This is a genomic window from Caballeronia sp. ATUFL_F1_KS4A, assembly GCF_023630905.1.
Classification (GTDB): Bacteria; Pseudomonadota; Gammaproteobacteria; order Burkholderiales; family Burkholderiaceae; genus Caballeronia; species Caballeronia zhejiangensis.
The window spans coordinates 22488-37644 of the sequence record NZ_JALQEB010000047.1 but is presented as its reverse complement, the minus strand read 5'-3'; the positions used below and the strand labels follow the sequence as shown (position 1 = coordinate 37644).

Sequence of the window (15157 nt, the reverse complement as noted above, 5' to 3'; positions counted from 1 at the left end):
GAATTTCAGCCCTTCTGCTGCACTTCCTCGGCGAGTTGCGTCTTCGCGAGCTGGGTCAGTTTCTCGTCCGTGGCCTTCTCTTCCTGCAAGGTATCGAGCAAAAGTTTCATCGCGTCCTCGTTGCCGAGTTGCTTCGCGAGCGTCGCCAGCGTGCCGTAGGTCGCGATCTCGTAGTGCTCGACCTTTTGCGCGGCGGCGATCAACGCGGCGTCGCGAATCGGGCCCTGCTCGAAGGTTTCGATTTCGTCCTGCGCTTCCTCGACGAGACCTTCCATCGCCGCACATTTGATGCGCTTCAACTTGACGCCGAAGAGTTCGACCACCTGATCGATGCGCTCGATCTGCCCGTTCGTTTCCTCCAGATGCGTCTCGAACGCCTGCTTCAGTTGCGCGTTGGTCGTCGCCCGTGCGAGCTTCGGCAGCGCTCTCGTCAGTTGCTTCTCGGCGCTGTACACGTCGGAAAGTGCATGAATGAAAAGGTCCTGCAACGTTTTCGATGCCATGATGCCTCCGGTTCGGGATCGGGTTGATGGGACGCGCCGGCTCGACCGGCGCCCGCTTCTTTCCGCGCAATTCGCGTGCCGTGCAATCTTGATCAGCTTGCCTAACGGTTCTGGATGCGCAGTCGCGGCTATTCGAGCGCCATCGTCTCGATGGCGTCGCCGATGCGGCCCGCGTCGTCGTAATGCACCATGTGCCCGAGGCCCGGCATGATCGAAAGCGCGCTTTGTGCGATGTCCTTGTAAAGACGGCCCGACTGCGAGTCCGTATCGACGATTGCGTCGTCGCTGCCGGCAAAAATGCGAACCGGCACGTCGATCTCGCCGTATCGCCCGGACATCGATGCCGCGGCCGGAATCATGCAAGCGGCGTCCTCTGCCGTCGCGCGCATCTGCGACGGGCGCAAGACCAGTTCGCGCGGTACATGGCCGTGAAAGGCATCGGGTACGGCGCGCGGCGCGAACATGGCCTGCACCGTGCGGCCGTACATCATGCGAGCGACGATCGGCGACACGGTGTAGCGCAGCACATCGCCGACGATCGGCATGGCCGCGGGCGCGCTGATCGCAACGTCCGCGCGCGCAGTGGGATAGTAGTAACCCGAGATCAGCGTGAGTCCGCGAATGTCCAGACGTGGTTCGAGCGCCATCGCCGCTGCGACGAGACTGCCGAGCGAATGACCGACGACCACCGCTTGCGTCAGTCCCAGCCTTTTAAGCGCAAGCTGGATCGACGTGGCCTGGGCCTGCGGCGTCCAGATGCGCTCGCGCGGCCGCTCGCTGTGCCCGAAGCCGGGACGATCGAAGGCGATTACGCGGTGACGCCGGGCGAGCCGCTCGAACAATCCGCTCGCCACGAAGTCTTGCGACGCGACCAGATTGCCATGCAGCAGGACGACGACCGGGCCTTCTCCTTCGTCGAGATAGTGGAGGCGCACGCCATCGACATCGATGAATTGGCCCGTGGGCGGAAAGTCGCGTTCCGCGCGCCGCGCTCGCATGGCCGTCCATGCGGCAAGACCGATCGACGCGACAGCCGCGCCGCCGGCTATCGCGCAGCGCGAGAGCAGGGATCCGGTTCGTGTATCTGACATGCGTTACCCGTTCGGTCTGATGAATCCGGCGAACCCGCGCTGCCTCGTAGACGCGCCAGCGAGCCCGCAAGAAAAAGCAGCCCCGCGTGGTTCCGCGCGGGGCTTCGTCCATCGCTTCGGCTTCGGTGCTCCGAAACCGTCAGCCGGGCTTATTGCACGCCCTTCTTCGCGGCGAGATCCTGCGCCATCTTCAGGTGCTTCTGGATGGTCGGCAGCGCCTTCTGCGCCGCCTTCTTGAGGTCTGCGTTCTGGCCTTCCTGCGCTTCCTTCTGGAAAGCGGCGACGGCCTTCTGATGCCCTTCGACGCCGACCTTCTGAATGTACATGGTGTCGAATTCCTTGCCCTTGAGCGGCTTGAGCGCATCGATAACCGTCGTGTCCGAATTGTCCTTCGGCACTTCGACGCCATGCGGCGCCGCCATCTTCAGCTGCATCGTCAGCTTCGTATGATCGATCATCATGTGATGCGCGAAGCTTTTCACGTCCTTGTCCTGCGACTGGCTGGTCGCCAGCTTGGCCGTGTCGATCTCGGTCGAGCTCGATTCGCTGGCGGCCTGTACGAAAGCCTTGTCCACCGCCGGCAGGTCGTTGGCCTGGGTGGTGCTCGCTGCCTGCGTCTGTGCCAGCACGGTGATAGGCGCCGCGCCGATGAAACCTGCCGCGACGAGTGTAACGAGAGCCGAATGTGCCTTCATGGAAGCCTCCTGAGTAAATGGTCGATTCGCGGCATATGTCAGCAATTGCGATGCCGTGCCCCGCGCTGGACAGGCACAACGGCTGCTGTCGAAGCCCATGATTCATCGATCAAGGGAGCGAATCATGGCAAGCAACTCATCCTCCGGCGGTTCCAACAGCGTGTTCATCGACATGCAGAAAGCCTTGAAGGGCGTCGACTATCCCGCCGACAAGCAGACGCTCGTCGAAACCGCGCGCAGCAACGGCGCAAGCGAAGACGTGATGTCCGCGCTCGATGCGTTGCCGGATCAGCAGTTTCAGACGCCCGCGGAAGTGTCGAAGGCAGTCGGTCAGGAAGAAGGCTGAGTCGGTAGACGGCGCGCGCAGCGCATTGCCGCTCAGGTAAGCAGCTTCTTCATCTCGACGATGAGATCGGACTTGCCTTCGAAGCCGATGCCCGGCAGGTCCGGCATCGTGATGTAGCCGTTCTCGACCTTGACGCCGTCGGGGAAGCCGCCGTATGGCTGGAACAGGTCCGGATACGACTCGTTGCCGCCGAGACCCAAGCCCGCCGCGATGTTCAGCGACATCTGATGGCCGCCGTGCGGGATGCATCGGCTCGGAGACCAGCCGTGCTCGCGCAGCATGTCGAGCGTGCGCAGATATTCGACGAGACCGTAACTCAGCGCGCAGTCGAACTGAAGCCAGTCGCGGTCGGCACGCATGCCGCCGTAACGGATGAGATTGCGAGCGTCCTGCATCGAGAACAGGTCTTCGCCCGTGGCCATCGGATTGGCATAGTAGTTGCGCAGCGTGGCTTGCAGTCCGAAGTCGAGCGGGTCGCCCGGCTCTTCGTACCAGAAGAGGTCGTATTGCGAGAGCGCCTTCGCATAGCGAATGGCCGTGTCGAGGTCGGAGCGGCCGTTTGCATCGACTGCGAGCTTTTGGCCGTCCTGCAGCACGCTCAGGATGGAGTCGATACGGCGCAGGTCTTCATCGAGCGATGCTCCGCCGATCTTCTTCTTCACGACCGTATAACCCCGATCGATGTAGCTGCGCATCTCGTCCTTGAGCTTTTCGTGATCTTGGCCCGGATAGTAGTAACCGCCCGCCGCGTACACGAAAATCCTGCGGTCCGGCTCACCGTCGCCATAGCGGTCGGCGAGCAGTTGAAATAGCGGCTTGCCCTCGATTTTCGCGACCGCGTCCCAGATCGCCATGTCGATCGTGCCGATGGCGACCGAGCGTTCGCCATGACCGCCCGGCTTCTCGTTCGTGAACATCGTCGCCCAGATCTTGTGCGGGTCGAGATTGTCGCCTGCGTCGTTCATGAGCGAAGCGGGATCGGCTTCGAGGATGCGCGGAATGAAGCGCTCGCGCATCAGCGTGCCCTGGCCGTAGCGGCCGTTCGAGTTGAAGCCGTAGCCGACGACCGGCTCGCCATCGCGCATGACATCGGTGATGACGGCAACCACGCTCAACGTCATCTTGCTGAAGTCGATGTAGGCGTTACGGATGGGTGAGCTGATCGGTACGGTCTTCTCGCGGATTTCGACGATTCTCACGGCAATGTCTCCAGGGTCTTGGCAGGTATTGCAACCCGGCGGCTGCAACGTGGAACGTAGCTTACCCGCGACGAACGCTGCTAAACTGCACTTCCGTTCACATCATTATTCACATCCGGTGAATACCGAAACGCAGACCGCGACCGACTTCGAGTTCTTTATCCTGCTTGCGAAGCTCAGGAGTTTGTCGGGGGCGGCGCGTGCGCTCGATCTGTCTCCGCCCGCCGCGACCAAGCGGCTTGGCGTCATCGAGCAAAGGCTCGGCGTGCGCCTCGTCAACCGGACGACCCGCAGCGTCAGCCTCACGCCTGAAGGGGAAACGTATCTGCGCTACGCGACTCACATCGTCGGACAGGTGCGTGAGATGGAAGAGGCGTTATCGGTCGCGAGCCGCGATCCGCAAGGCCCGTTGCGCATCAATGCAACGCTCGGATTCGGCCGGACGACCATCGCCCCGATCGTTTCGGAATTCGCGAAGCGCTATCCGGGCGTCGAAGTCCAGTTCGAAGTAACGGACCGTCCTGTCGATCTGATCGAAGGCGCGTTCGATCTGGCGATACGCTTCGGCGATCTTCCGGACAGCCGGCTCAGTGCGCGGCGAATCATGAGCAACCGGCGGTTCTTATGCGCGTCGCCGAAATATCTCGAGAAATACGGCACGCCGGAGCGCGTCGAAGAACTGGCTCGGCATCGCTGCATCATTCATCGACAGAACGACGATGCCTACGGCGTGTGGCGCTATATCGTCAATGACCACATCGAGGCGATCAAGGTCAAGGGCGCGCTGTCGAGCAATGACGGCGATATCGTGCTTCGCTGGGCGCTCGACGGACACGGCATTCTGATCCGCTCGGAATGGGATCTCGCGAAGTACGTGCAAAGCGGAAGGCTCAATCTCGTGATGCCGAACACCGTGCTGCCCTCGGCCGATCTCTTCGTCTACTATCCGCGGCAGAAGAATCAGACTGCTCGCGCGCGCGCGTTCATCGATTTCCTGGTCAGCCGGTTTCAGGCGCCCTTCACGCCGGTCGATACAGGCAGCGAACTTCGCGAGCGCAAGAAGCGAAGTCCGCGCCGTTGAGCGGCCGCCGATGTCTCATGCCGGCATCTGGCAGATGACGCCGTACCAGCCCAGACCGCGATAGGTCTCGTAACCGGGCGTCGCTGCAAACGATACGACTGCACCGCCGGCATCGCGGTAGAAGCCCGATTCCTTGCCGCCCGTCTGCAAGCGAAAGCGCTCGTTGAGGATGCCCTTGCCGTCCGACGCGGCGATCACCCGAAACGACGAATCCAGGATCAGACAGCGCGAGCGCGCCCACTCTTCGTTGCTCAGGCGAACGCCTTTGACGACGGTCTCGGCTTGAGGCGCCCAGTCGAAGAAGATGATGAGCGCTCCGAGCACGCGACCATCCGGCGCGCCGCCCTCGCGAATCGCCGTCGAATACGTCGCGACCTGTGCGTTGTCGAGCGGCGCGACTGTCTCGACATCCGAGGCCACGTACTGCGCGCCCGACGCCGTCTTCATTGCGGCCTTGTACCACTCCGCGCCCGCCACGTTCTGCCCGCGCACCGCGTAAGTCGAGTGACGTCCGTTCGCCACGACCACGCCGTTCGCATCGACGACCCAGAGATCCCGATAAACCGTGTAGCTATCCAGGATGACCTTGAGGCGGCTGCAGGCATGATCGCGCGCCGCCGCGCGCTCATCGGCGAGACATCCGACCAATGCCGAGTCCGTCGCCCACCAGCGCACGTCGCAGGAGCGCTCGTACAGGTTGCGGTCGATGATGTCGATCATGTTCAACGCAAGGTCCGTGTACCGCTGACCGTCGAGCGATCGCATCCGCTCGATCATGCTGTCGCCGAGTTCCGTGAGCGTCGCAAGCGATCCGGCAAGCTCTTTGTTGAGGCCGGCCGTGATGTCGGAGATGCGTGTCGATACATGCTTCACCTGCTTGGCGACGACAGCGAAGCCCTTGCCCGCATCGCCGGCGCGGGCAGCTTCGATCAGCGCGTTCAGTGCCAGGAAGGTGGTCTCGCGGTTGATATCGTTGATGTCGCTGATCTTGCCCGAGGCGAGGCGTTTGACTTCATGTGTCAGATCGACGATCGCTTGCGGATTGGACATGTGGCTTCTTCGTAGGGTCGGTTTTGTATCCCGATCAATGCAAGGTTCGCGCCTGTTTGTCTGACGATTGAGCTTTTACGAAGCAAACGTTTGTGAAGTGACGCGTGCTTTCACCGAGCACCAGTGAAGCGAAAACATGCCCTGTTTCGAGCCGCGTCAGTCGCGCTAGTCGTGTTATCAGCGAACGGGCTTCAATCGTAAAAACAAACTGAAAGGCGGCGAAACGTGCGGTAGCGCACATTTTGTTCAGAAGTGTTGACCGCAACGGTTCAGAACCGGATGCGCTGCTTCGTCCTTAACGACGAACACTTTTCTTCCACACGCGAAGACGCAGCCACGCGTTCAGACAACACATGGACTCGACCGCCGAACACGATCTGATCCGGGACTTGTCCCGCAATGTCCTGATGCAGCTCGCGCCGAACGAGCTGCCGCTTTTCGCGGCGGCGAGCGCGGCGTGGTTTGCCGATCCGGACGCCGCGATGAGGGCATCGAAAAATCGCGATGCCGCGCTCGGCTTCGGCGCCGAATCGTTCTCGATCCTCTTCACGCCGCTCGTGCTTCAGGTCGTGTCGGAGATCATGCCGATCCTCGGCGGCATCGCGCTCAAGGCGGCGGAAACGGCCATCGGCGAAGAAGTGTCCGCGCGCGTGCGGAAGATGTTCCGGGGCGAAGAACCCGAAGCCGTCGCGATCCTGAGCCCCGAACAGTTGGGCGAAGTCCATCGCCATGTGATCGCGGCCGGCTCGCGCCTGCGTCTCGATCGCGCACAAGCCGCGCACCTCGCCGATGCCGTCGTCGCGCAACTGGCCCTGCCGAAGAAGTGAGCGAATCGTGCTGCAATCCGTCACGACGAACACGGGCAGGCCGCGGCTCAATCCGTTGCCGTTTCCGTCCGACATCGCGCTGAGGTTCGATCTGCTGATCGTGCTTATCGTGTGCGTCAGCATCCAGTTCTATGGGCATTTCTGGGAAAGCCTGCACGTCGAGGCGACGGAAAAGCTCGTCGCGTGCGCGTCGGATATGTTCGCGGGCGTTTTCGATCCGCGATTACTGACTCGGGACGTGCTGTCCGCTTCGGAAATGCGTGTGCAGTTCGCACCGCAATTCGCGCATTGCATGGCGCTTCTGCGGCCGCAAATGGCGTGGAAAGGCGCGGGAATCGTCGCGACGCTCGCGCTCGCCAGCGTCTTCTACTGGCGCTTTCCCGCGTGGAAGCTGAAGTCGCAGCGGCTCGTGCCGATCGCAAAGGACGATCCGCCCGGTCTTTTCGATGCCCTCATCGCCCTTTGCGGCGAAGCGCAGTTGAATCCGCCGCCCGCGTTCGTCTGGAATCCGCTCGCGACCGGCCTGCCGGTCACGTTCGGGCGTCGCCGCGACTATTACGTTGCGCTCTCCGGCGCGTTCGTCGCCAATTATTTCTACGCGGATCGCGCCGCCTTCCGCGCGATCGTCCTGCATGAACTGGCGCACATCCGTAACCGCGACATCGACAAGACGTTCATGACGATTGCCGCGTGTTTCGCGTTCGTCATCGTGAGCGTCGTGCCCTTGCTCGGCGTCACTCTGTTTGCCGGGCACGCGCTGCGCGACACCGCCTGGCTGCTCGCAAAGACCGGGCTGTGGAGCGCGCTCGTGCTGCTGTCGGGCGCGTCGGTGCTGCGCGTGAGGGAGTTTTACGCGGACGTGCAAGCGTCGCAATGGGACGGCTCGCCCGTTCACGTCGATCGTGTGCTCGCGCGGATGCGCGACGACAGCAACAAGCGCGCGCGCACGTTCCTGAGCCTGCATCCGCGCGGCGATGCGCGTCGCGCCGTGCTCGCCGACACCACGCCGCTCTTTCGCCTCGGCAAGTGGGATGCGCTCGGCATCGGCTTCGGCGCGGGCGTCGTCATCGAAACGATGAACGGTCTCGTGCTCGGCCTCGTGCCCGGCGAAGCGCAAGCGGCGGTCTTGCGCGTGACGATCATCGCGTCGGCGGTGGTGCCGCTCGCCGTGATGATCTTCGCGATCGGCGCGCTCACGACGGGCGTCTGGCGCGGCGCCTATGCAGCGGTGCTGAACGGCCGCGATCCGGTGAAGGGCACGGCGGCGGCGGGCGCCGTGTTCGCGCTCGGCTACTTCGTCAATCAGATGCTCCTCGGCGCGGGGCTGCTTTGGGGCGGCCCGGCCCAGCCGCGCATGACCGCCGACACGCTGACGACGGTGCTCGAAGTCCACGCGGTCGCGCTCGTGCTCGCGGCCATCGGATGCTGGATGATCTGCGACTGGATCGCGCGCTCGGCCGCCGCGTGGACTGGCGTCGCCGTGAGAAGCCGCTCGCCGCTTTTCGCGCTCAGGCTGACGAGCGCGGTTTCCATCGCGGGCGTCGCGGGGATGTTCGCGTGGGGCACGTTCGCGTCGATGTCGATCGTGACGCTCAGGCCGCATCAGACGTTCTATACGTCGCTCGTGATGGCCGCGCCGCCCGTGGTCATCGCGGCGTTCGGGTCGTGGCTTTTTCCGTGGGCATCGCGATGGTTCGGCCGCGCGCGCCGCGAGCTCGCGCCGTCGTCGTGGGTCTTTCTCGACGACGCATTCCGCTTGCGTCTTCCCGAGTTCAGACCGGGCCGCGCGCTGTCGACGGGCATCATCGCCGGGCTCGTCTTCTGTCTCTGGATCGAACTGTTGCGGTTTCGCCGCTTCCTTCCGCACGATGCCGAAAGCACGATCTACGCGACGTTCTCCGCGCTGCTGCACGTCGCGCAACGCGCGGGCGAAAGCGGCTTCGCGATCGTCATGCCGATCGCGCTGACGGCGGCGCTCGCGGCGCTGATCGCGGCGTCGCGTCGGGGCGCGTTCAACGCGCTCTACGGCTTGTGCGCCGGATCGATCGCGGGCGCGGTGATGAGCGTGGGCGGCCTCGTGACCATCGACCTCAACGCGCAATCGACGTTCGAGTCGAGCATGACGTCGGTGCTGCTGTACCTCGGCGTGGCGTCGCTGGCCGCCCTTCCCGCTTCGATGATCGGCGCGCTCGCCGGCACATTGCGCAGGTCTTCGGACGGACATGACCGCTTGTCGATGGTTCGCAAAACGGTCGTCGCCATGCTCGGGATCGTGGTCATCGCCGGATGGATCAAGTCGCTGAGCGACGTCATCTGAAGTCGGCCTGCGAATTGACCAGGCGCGATTCGGATCGCGCGTCCGGGCAGATCAACTTCACCAGCCGTTCGACGATCTCGTGCATCGTCGAACCTGGATTGAATATGTCGGCGACGCCTTTCTTTCGCAGCAAGAAGGCGTCTTCGTCGGGCACGATTCCGCCGACGACGAGCGGCGTGTGCACGTCGCGCTCCGCAAGCTCGCGCAGCAATCGAGGCACGAGCGTGCCGTGCGCACCGGCAAGCGACGAGACGCCGATGACATCGTACGGCCGTTGCGCAGCGAGCTTCGCGGCCTGCGCCGGCGATGCAAACAATCCGGTAGCCGTCACATCGAAGCCTGCATCTTCCAGCGCGCACGCCACGACATTCGCGCCGCGATCGTGTCCGTCGAGTCCCAGTTTCGTGATCAACATGCGTGGCTTTCGGCCGAGCGTTTCGCCGAGTTGCGCGACGCGAGCGCACGCCGTGTGCCATGCGTCGTCGTCACGGCGACATTCACCGTACACGCGTGTCGTATTCGCCGATGCCGGATCATGACGCGGCCACACGGCTTCGAGCGCGCGCGTGCATTCACCCACGGTCGCGCGGGCGCGCATGCAATCGATCGTCAGCGCGAGCAGATTGCCGGCATCGTCGCGTGCGGCGCGCGTCAATGCGGCGAGCGCGGCACGCACGCGAGATTCGTCGCGCCGACGCAGCACGTCGGCGATTCTGTGCGACTGCTGCACGCGCACGCGTTCGCCATCGATCGCGAGACAGGCGGGCGCATCGTCGTCGGCATGGTCGGCAATAAACGCGTTCGCGCCGACGATCGTCTGCGTTCCCGAATCGATGCGCGCCTGCGTCGCCGCCGCACGCTCCTGAATCCGCCGATGAACCCAGCCCGTGCGAATTGCTTCGAGCGCACCGCCGCGCGCCTCGATTTCGTCGACGATCTCGCGCGCTTGCGCAGCGACGCTCGCCGTCAGCGATTCCATCATGTACGAGCCCGCCCACGGATCGACGACCTCGCACAGCCCCATCTCGTGCTGAAGAATCAATTGCGTGTCGCGTGCGAGCTGCGCAGCGGATGCCGATGGCAACGCAAGCGCTTCGTCATGTGCATTCGTGTGCAGCGATTGCGTGCCGCCGAACACTGCCGCCATCGCTTCGACGGTCGTGCGAACGATATTGTTTTGCGTGCGCGTCGCGCCGAGCGACCAGCCCGACGTCTGGCAATGCATCCGCAGCGCGCGACTCTTCGCCGACGTCGCGCCCTCTTCCTCGGCCATGCCCGACCAGATGAGCCGCGCCGCGCGCAGCTTCGCGATCTCCGCAAAGAAGTCCGCGCCGACGCCGAAGAAAAAGCTCAGTTGCTCGCAGACGGCATCCGCGTTCAGGCCGCGCGCGCGCAGCGCACGCACATACGCGCGGGCGTTGGCGAACGTCAGCCCCAGCTCCAGCGATGCATCCGCGCCCGCTTCCTGAAAGTGATAACCCGAAACGGACAGCGCCTTGAAGCGCGGCATCCGCTCGCTCAAAAACTGCACGACATCCGCGACGATTCGCATCGACGGTTCCGGCGGGAACACGCAGGTGTTGCGCACCATGAACTCCTTGAGGATGTCGTTCTGCACGGTGCCGGAGAGCGACGCCATCGCGATGCCGCGTTCCTCCGCCGCGACGATGTACGCCGCGAGCACGGGCAGCACCGCGCCGTTCATCGTCATCGACACGGAGACGCGTTCGAGCGCGATGCCTTCGAAAAGACGCGCGATGTCGTCGACGGTATCGATGGCCACGCCCGCAAGACCGACATCGGCGCGCGCTTCATCGTCGGTCGAGTCGTAGCCGAGTTGCGTCGGCAGATCGAACGCGACGGACAAGCCCTGCGCGCCGCGATCGAGCGCCCGGCGAAACGCGAGGTTCGAATCGGCGGCATCGGCGTAACCGGCGTACTGGCGCAGGGTCCACGGTCTCGTCGTGTACATCGACGGATACGGTCCGCGCACGAACGGCGCGGCGCCGGGCATCGAGTCGAGATGCGCGAGACCTTCCAGATCGGCCGCCGTGTAAAGCGGCTTGCGCGGCACGCGGTTCATGCGCGTCTCCGTGTCTTGTGTGTCAGCACGTCGGCGATCTTCACGCCATCGCGCGTGCGCTCGATCTCGCACCAGTGCGCGATGCGCGCATCGTCGATCGACGCGCGCCGAAACGTGGCCCGCAGCCCTTCGCCGACGTTGATGTTGCCGTGATAATGCAGCTCGCGCGACACCAGCGCGGGCAAGTCCGCGAGACGCCACGTTTGCCATTCCGCACGATCGACGAACGCCTGAAAGCTCGCGAAGTACAGAAAGTCGGCGCCGTTGAAGTCGCTGTACGGGCACGGCATAAACTCGACCGGCGCGCATTCTGCCTCGTGCAAAGCGATTCCGTCGATGCTCGCTCCTGCTTCACGCAGGCGCAGCTTGCGCGCCCTATCCTGCATGTCGGCGATGAGCGGATTCATCGGCGCGATCTCGCCTTTGAGGTTCGCAAAGCTCGCCCGCGCGACCGAGCGATTGTTGCGCGCTTCGGTGCGTCGCACGAAGGTGGACATCATCGACAACGCGGCGATCGTGCCGCCTTTGCCGCTTACGCGATGCTCGCTGAAGTGCCGCACCGGACCCACACGCGAAAGCTCGGTGCGTATGCAGAGCGCGTCGTTCTCGCGCACATCGTGCATGCCTTCGGCGCGCAGCCGGATCGACGTGAACGCGGCATACGCGCGGCCGCCTTCGTCGGAGATGAAGTCGCTCGCCGTTTCGCGTGCGAGCGCGTCCCAATGCCGGTCGCCGCACTCTTTCAGCAGCCAGTTCTCCGAGAGCCCCGCGCAATTGAGCTGCGGCATGCCGGCGCGATACGTATCGTCGTGACGAGGCATGAGCTTCCTTTACGCGCACGCGATCGACGCGCGCTCCGGCGCGTTTGCCCGCTCGGCGCACACCGCATCGACGATGTATTGCGCATCGCGCGCCACGCCGGAGAAGCGGCCCGAGCCCCACGTATGCAGCCACGGCAAGCCGACGAAATAGAGGCCCTTCACCGCCGTCACGCCGCGCGTATGCGATGGATAACCGCGTCCGTTGAACACCGGCGCATCGAGCCACGCGAAGTCCGGCGTGAACCCTATGCACCATACGATCGATGTGATCCCGCTCGCCTGCAGGTCGAGCTCCGCGCGCTCTTCCTGCGGCTGCCAGATGGGTACATAAGGCGCGGCGGGAGGCGCGTCGATGCCGTGCTTCGCGATGAAACCGTCGATGCTCGCGTTGATGCGGTTATAGGTATCGTCGGCGTCATCGAGATTCGCGCGCAGGTTGGTCGCGAAACGCAGCTTGCCGTCACGGAAGTCTTCGAGCCGGCCAAACAGTTCCATGCCTTCGAGCGCGAAGCGGCGCAGATCGATGTCGCGTCCGCCGTCGCGGCCCGTGACGTAATGATTGGTGTTGTCGCGCACGCCTTCGCGCAGCGGATGATCGGTCACGGGCATGTCGTAATAGCGCATGTCCGCGAGCCAGTCGACGACATCGCGACCGCGATGAAACCGCGCGCAACGCGGCGCCTCGCCGACCGCGAGATGAACCTTGCGTCCCGACAGATGCAGATCTTCCGCGATCTGCGCGCCTGACTGACCCGAGCCGACGACGAGCACCGCGCCGGGCGGCAGCGCACCGGCGTTGCGATATTCCGATGACTGCACCTGCACGATGTCAGCGGGCAGACGCTCGGCCATGCGCGGCACGATCGGCGTGTGATAGCCGCCCGACGCGACCACGATCTGATCCGCCGTGAACGCGCCGCGCGTGCTCGTCACGGCGAAGCGTCCTTGCGCGTCGCGCGTGACGCGCGTGACCGCCGCGTCCTCGAGCACCGGCGCATTCACCTTGGCGATGAACGCATCGAGATAGTCGATGATCTCGTCCTTCTTCATGAAGCCGTGCGGGTCCGCGCCCTGATACGGATGCCCCGGCAACGCGCATTGCCAGTTGGGCGTCACGAGGCAGAACGTGTCCCAGCGCTGCGTGCGCCATGTGTGCGTGACGCTGTGCTTTTCCAGCACGAGATGATCGATGCTGGCCTGCTTCAGGAAGTAGCTGGCCGAAAGCCCGGCCTGTCCGCCGCCGATGACGATCACGCTGTAATGCGCCGGCGCGGTCTGTGCTGAATCGATGTTCGACATATTCAATCCCTCTACCATTCGACAAGTGAGTCAATCGAGCGCCAGCACGGTGACGCGTGCCTCGTGCGCTTCGCTGAAGCGGCTCGCATCCTCTTCGATGCGCGCAAGCTGATCGAGCGCGGCCGAGCACGCGAAGCCGTATTTCTCCCGCACGCGCTCCGAGCCGATGTGGAGCGCCTCGCGCGAACGCGCGACGAAATCGCCGACGCTATAGCTTTCGCCTGCCGCGAAATACTCGCCGACGACCGTCGAAGGCGAATAGCAGTTCGCCTCGACGCCGTCGGGCCAACGAATCAGAAAATGCATCACTGGCATGGTGTAGCCTCGGTTGCGGGGTTCATCGCGCGCATATGAACGGCGCCTCGTGCAGGTTCCATAGCAACGCGGCATCGCCGTCGCGCGTCAACACGACTTCACGCGATGCATCCACTTCGCCGATCACCGCGCTCGCGAGGTCGCGCGAAGCAAACCGCGCGAGCACTTCATCGACCTGTTCGGGACGCACGGACAGCACGAAGCCGAAGCTCGGAAACGCCGTGAGCCAACGCTCGAAATCGACGCCTTCGGGACAGGGCAACGCATCGAGATCGATGCGCGCGCCGGCCTTCGAGCATTCGAGCAACATCAGCGCGGTGCCAAGCGCGCCCGCCATGCTGATGTCCTTCGCGGCATCGCACAGGCCGTCTTCGGCTAGCGCGGGCAGCAGTTCGTAATCGCCGCGCGCGCGGCCAGCAGGCGCGCTCACCGATGCATTCCAGAACGGATAAGGCTCCTCGAAACGGCCGCGCAAATCGACGGCCATCACGAGCGCATCGCCGGGGCGCGCGTCGAAGCTCGTCAAAAGCTTCCTGGCCCGCCCGACGATCGCCACCGCGAGCTGCGCGCCGTCGCTGCGCACGTTGCTATGGCCGCCGACGATCGGCACGCCATACGCCGACGATGCCGCCGCCATGCCCGCGAGCACCTCGGATGCCGCTTGCGCGTCGCCGCTCCACAGCGCATCGACGACGGCGAGCGGACGTCCGCCCATCGCGTAGATATCGCTCACGTTCACCATCACGCCGCTGTAGCCCGCGAACCACGGCATCGCGCCCACGAAGTCGCTCACCAGTCCTTCGATGGCGAAGAGCAGATAGCCGTCGCCATCGGGAATCGCGGCGCAGTCGTCGCCTATCGGCACGGCCTGAGCGCCTTCAGGCAGCCGCGACAACACGCCCGAGATATCGCTCTTGTGACGAAAGCCGCGACTCTCGCGCAAGCGTTCGACGAGACCGGCCAGCGCGTTCACGACGGCCTCCGCGCCAGCGCGACGAATCCGCTTTGCGGCGTGACGCACGGCGGATACGCATCGAGTTGCGCGCGCATCAGATGATGCGGGCGGCCGAAGAGCGTCTCTTCCCGCTGCGTGTCCCAGCGTAGACGCCGGAAAAGCGGCACGTTCTGCGCCTGCACATGCGCGAGAAAAGTCTCGCATCCGAGCGCGTGTGCGCTCGACACCGCGAGCCGGATCAGCGTCGAGCCGATCCTGCCGTGCGAACGGAAAGCGGCGTGCACGGCGAGCCGCGAGCCGAGCCACACGCGCGGCTGCGTCTCGTGGATGCGTACCGTGCCGACGACCTGCTCCGGCATGCCCGCGACGCAACTCAGCGCAACGAGCAGTTGCGCGCGTTCGTCGATCTCGTCGCGATCGTCGCCGACGAACACGCCCTGCTCGATGCAGAACACCGCGCGGCGCAGCTTGTACGCTTCATCCGCTTCCCACGGCAGCGTCGCCCACTTGACGCGATATTCGACCGGCGTATAGGCGAGATCGAATGCATCGCCCTCGATGGCTTCGACGAACAT

At 64.3% G+C, this 15157-nt stretch carries 15 protein-coding genes; 4 read left to right on the top strand and 11 right to left on the bottom strand.

Annotation, left to right across the window (positions count from 1 at the left end; all coding sequences use genetic code 11):
• Positions 1-5 precede the first annotated feature (5 nt).
• The 3 genes from NCS03_RS30290 to NCS03_RS30280 all read right to left on the bottom strand — a co-directional run bounded on the left by NCS03_RS30290 (position 6) and on the right by NCS03_RS30280 (position 2289).
• Positions 6-503, bottom strand: a complete 498-nt coding sequence (locus NCS03_RS30290) for a YciE/YciF ferroxidase family protein (RefSeq protein WP_250504472.1) — start codon at positions 501-503, stop codon at positions 6-8.
• 128 nt (positions 504-631) lie between these two features.
• Positions 632-1594, bottom strand: a complete 963-nt coding sequence (locus NCS03_RS30285; RefSeq protein ID WP_250530445.1) for an alpha/beta fold hydrolase — start codon at positions 1592-1594, stop codon at positions 632-634.
• A gap of 149 nt (positions 1595-1743) precedes the next feature.
• Positions 1744-2289: a DUF4142 domain-containing protein gene (locus NCS03_RS30280; protein ID WP_008345698.1), complete on the bottom strand. Its 546-nt coding sequence runs from the start codon at positions 2287-2289 to the stop codon at positions 1744-1746.
• 124 nt (positions 2290-2413) lie between these two features.
• Here NCS03_RS30280 and NCS03_RS30275 point away from each other — a divergent pair, with 124 nt between their 5' ends.
• Positions 2414-2635 carry a DUF2795 domain-containing protein gene (locus NCS03_RS30275; protein ID WP_008345700.1) on the top strand — a complete coding sequence of 74 codons (222 nt, stop codon included), beginning with the start codon at positions 2414-2416 and terminating at the stop codon, positions 2633-2635.
• Between the two features lie 32 nt (positions 2636-2667).
• On the opposite strand, the gene NCS03_RS30270 is transcribed toward NCS03_RS30275, so the two are convergent.
• Positions 2668-3834: a mandelate racemase/muconate lactonizing enzyme family protein gene (locus NCS03_RS30270; protein ID WP_350029381.1), complete on the bottom strand. Its 1167-nt coding sequence runs from the start codon at positions 3832-3834 to the stop codon at positions 2668-2670.
• Between the two features lie 118 nt (positions 3835-3952).
• Here NCS03_RS30270 and NCS03_RS30265 point away from each other — a divergent pair, with 118 nt between their 5' ends.
• Positions 3953-4915, top strand: a complete 963-nt coding sequence (locus NCS03_RS30265) for a LysR family transcriptional regulator (RefSeq protein ID WP_250437872.1) — start codon at positions 3953-3955, stop codon at positions 4913-4915.
• A 15-nt stretch (positions 4916-4930) separates the two neighbouring features.
• Here the strand turns inward: NCS03_RS30265 and NCS03_RS30260 are convergent, their stop codons facing one another.
• The gene (locus NCS03_RS30260) at positions 4931-5965 is read right to left on the bottom strand and encodes a methyl-accepting chemotaxis protein (protein ID WP_008345706.1); all 1035 of its coding nucleotides are present in this window, start codon (positions 5963-5965) and stop codon (positions 4931-4933) included.
• A 353-nt stretch (positions 5966-6318) separates the two neighbouring features.
• Here NCS03_RS30260 and NCS03_RS30255 point away from each other — a divergent pair, with 353 nt between their 5' ends.
• The gene (locus tag NCS03_RS30255; RefSeq protein WP_250522693.1) at positions 6319-6792 is read left to right on the top strand and encodes a hypothetical protein; all 474 of its coding nucleotides are present in this window, start codon (positions 6319-6321) and stop codon (positions 6790-6792) included.
• A gap of 7 nt (positions 6793-6799) precedes the next feature.
• Positions 6800-9109 carry a M48 family metalloprotease gene (locus NCS03_RS30250; protein ID WP_250530444.1) on the top strand — a complete coding sequence of 770 codons (2310 nt, stop codon included), beginning with the start codon at positions 6800-6802 and terminating at the stop codon, positions 9107-9109.
• Here the strand turns inward: NCS03_RS30250 and scpA are convergent.
• The 6 genes from scpA to NCS03_RS30220 are packed head-to-tail and all read right to left on the bottom strand — an operon-like array spanning position 9102 to position 15157.
• Positions 9102-11192 carry a methylmalonyl-CoA mutase gene (gene scpA, locus NCS03_RS30245; protein ID WP_250530443.1) on the bottom strand — a complete coding sequence of 697 codons (2091 nt, stop codon included), beginning with the start codon at positions 11190-11192 and terminating at the stop codon, positions 9102-9104. The genes NCS03_RS30250 and scpA overlap by 8 nt on opposite strands.
• Positions 11189-12013: a Pnap_2097 family protein gene (locus NCS03_RS30240; protein WP_250530442.1), complete on the bottom strand. Its 825-nt coding sequence runs from the start codon at positions 12011-12013 to the stop codon at positions 11189-11191. The genes scpA and NCS03_RS30240 overlap by 4 nt, the downstream gene beginning before the upstream one ends.
• A 9-nt stretch (positions 12014-12022) precedes the next feature.
• Positions 12023-13312 (bottom strand): MSMEG_0569 family flavin-dependent oxidoreductase, encoded by a 1290-nt coding sequence (locus NCS03_RS30235; RefSeq protein WP_008345715.1) that lies wholly within the window; start codon positions 13310-13312, stop codon positions 12023-12025.
• Between the two features lie 30 nt (positions 13313-13342).
• The gene (locus NCS03_RS30230) at positions 13343-13627 is read right to left on the bottom strand and encodes an MSMEG_0570 family nitrogen starvation response protein (protein WP_008345717.1); all 285 of its coding nucleotides are present in this window, start codon (positions 13625-13627) and stop codon (positions 13343-13345) included.
• Positions 13628-13649: 22 nt separating this feature from the next.
• Positions 13650-14600 (bottom strand): sll0787 family AIR synthase-like protein, encoded by a 951-nt coding sequence (locus NCS03_RS30225; RefSeq protein WP_250530441.1) that lies wholly within the window; start codon positions 14598-14600, stop codon positions 13650-13652.
• Positions 14597-15157: an MSMEG_0567/Sll0786 family nitrogen starvation N-acetyltransferase gene (locus NCS03_RS30220; RefSeq protein ID WP_250530440.1), complete on the bottom strand. Its 561-nt coding sequence runs from the start codon at positions 15155-15157 to the stop codon at positions 14597-14599. The genes NCS03_RS30225 and NCS03_RS30220 overlap by 4 nt, the downstream gene beginning before the upstream one ends.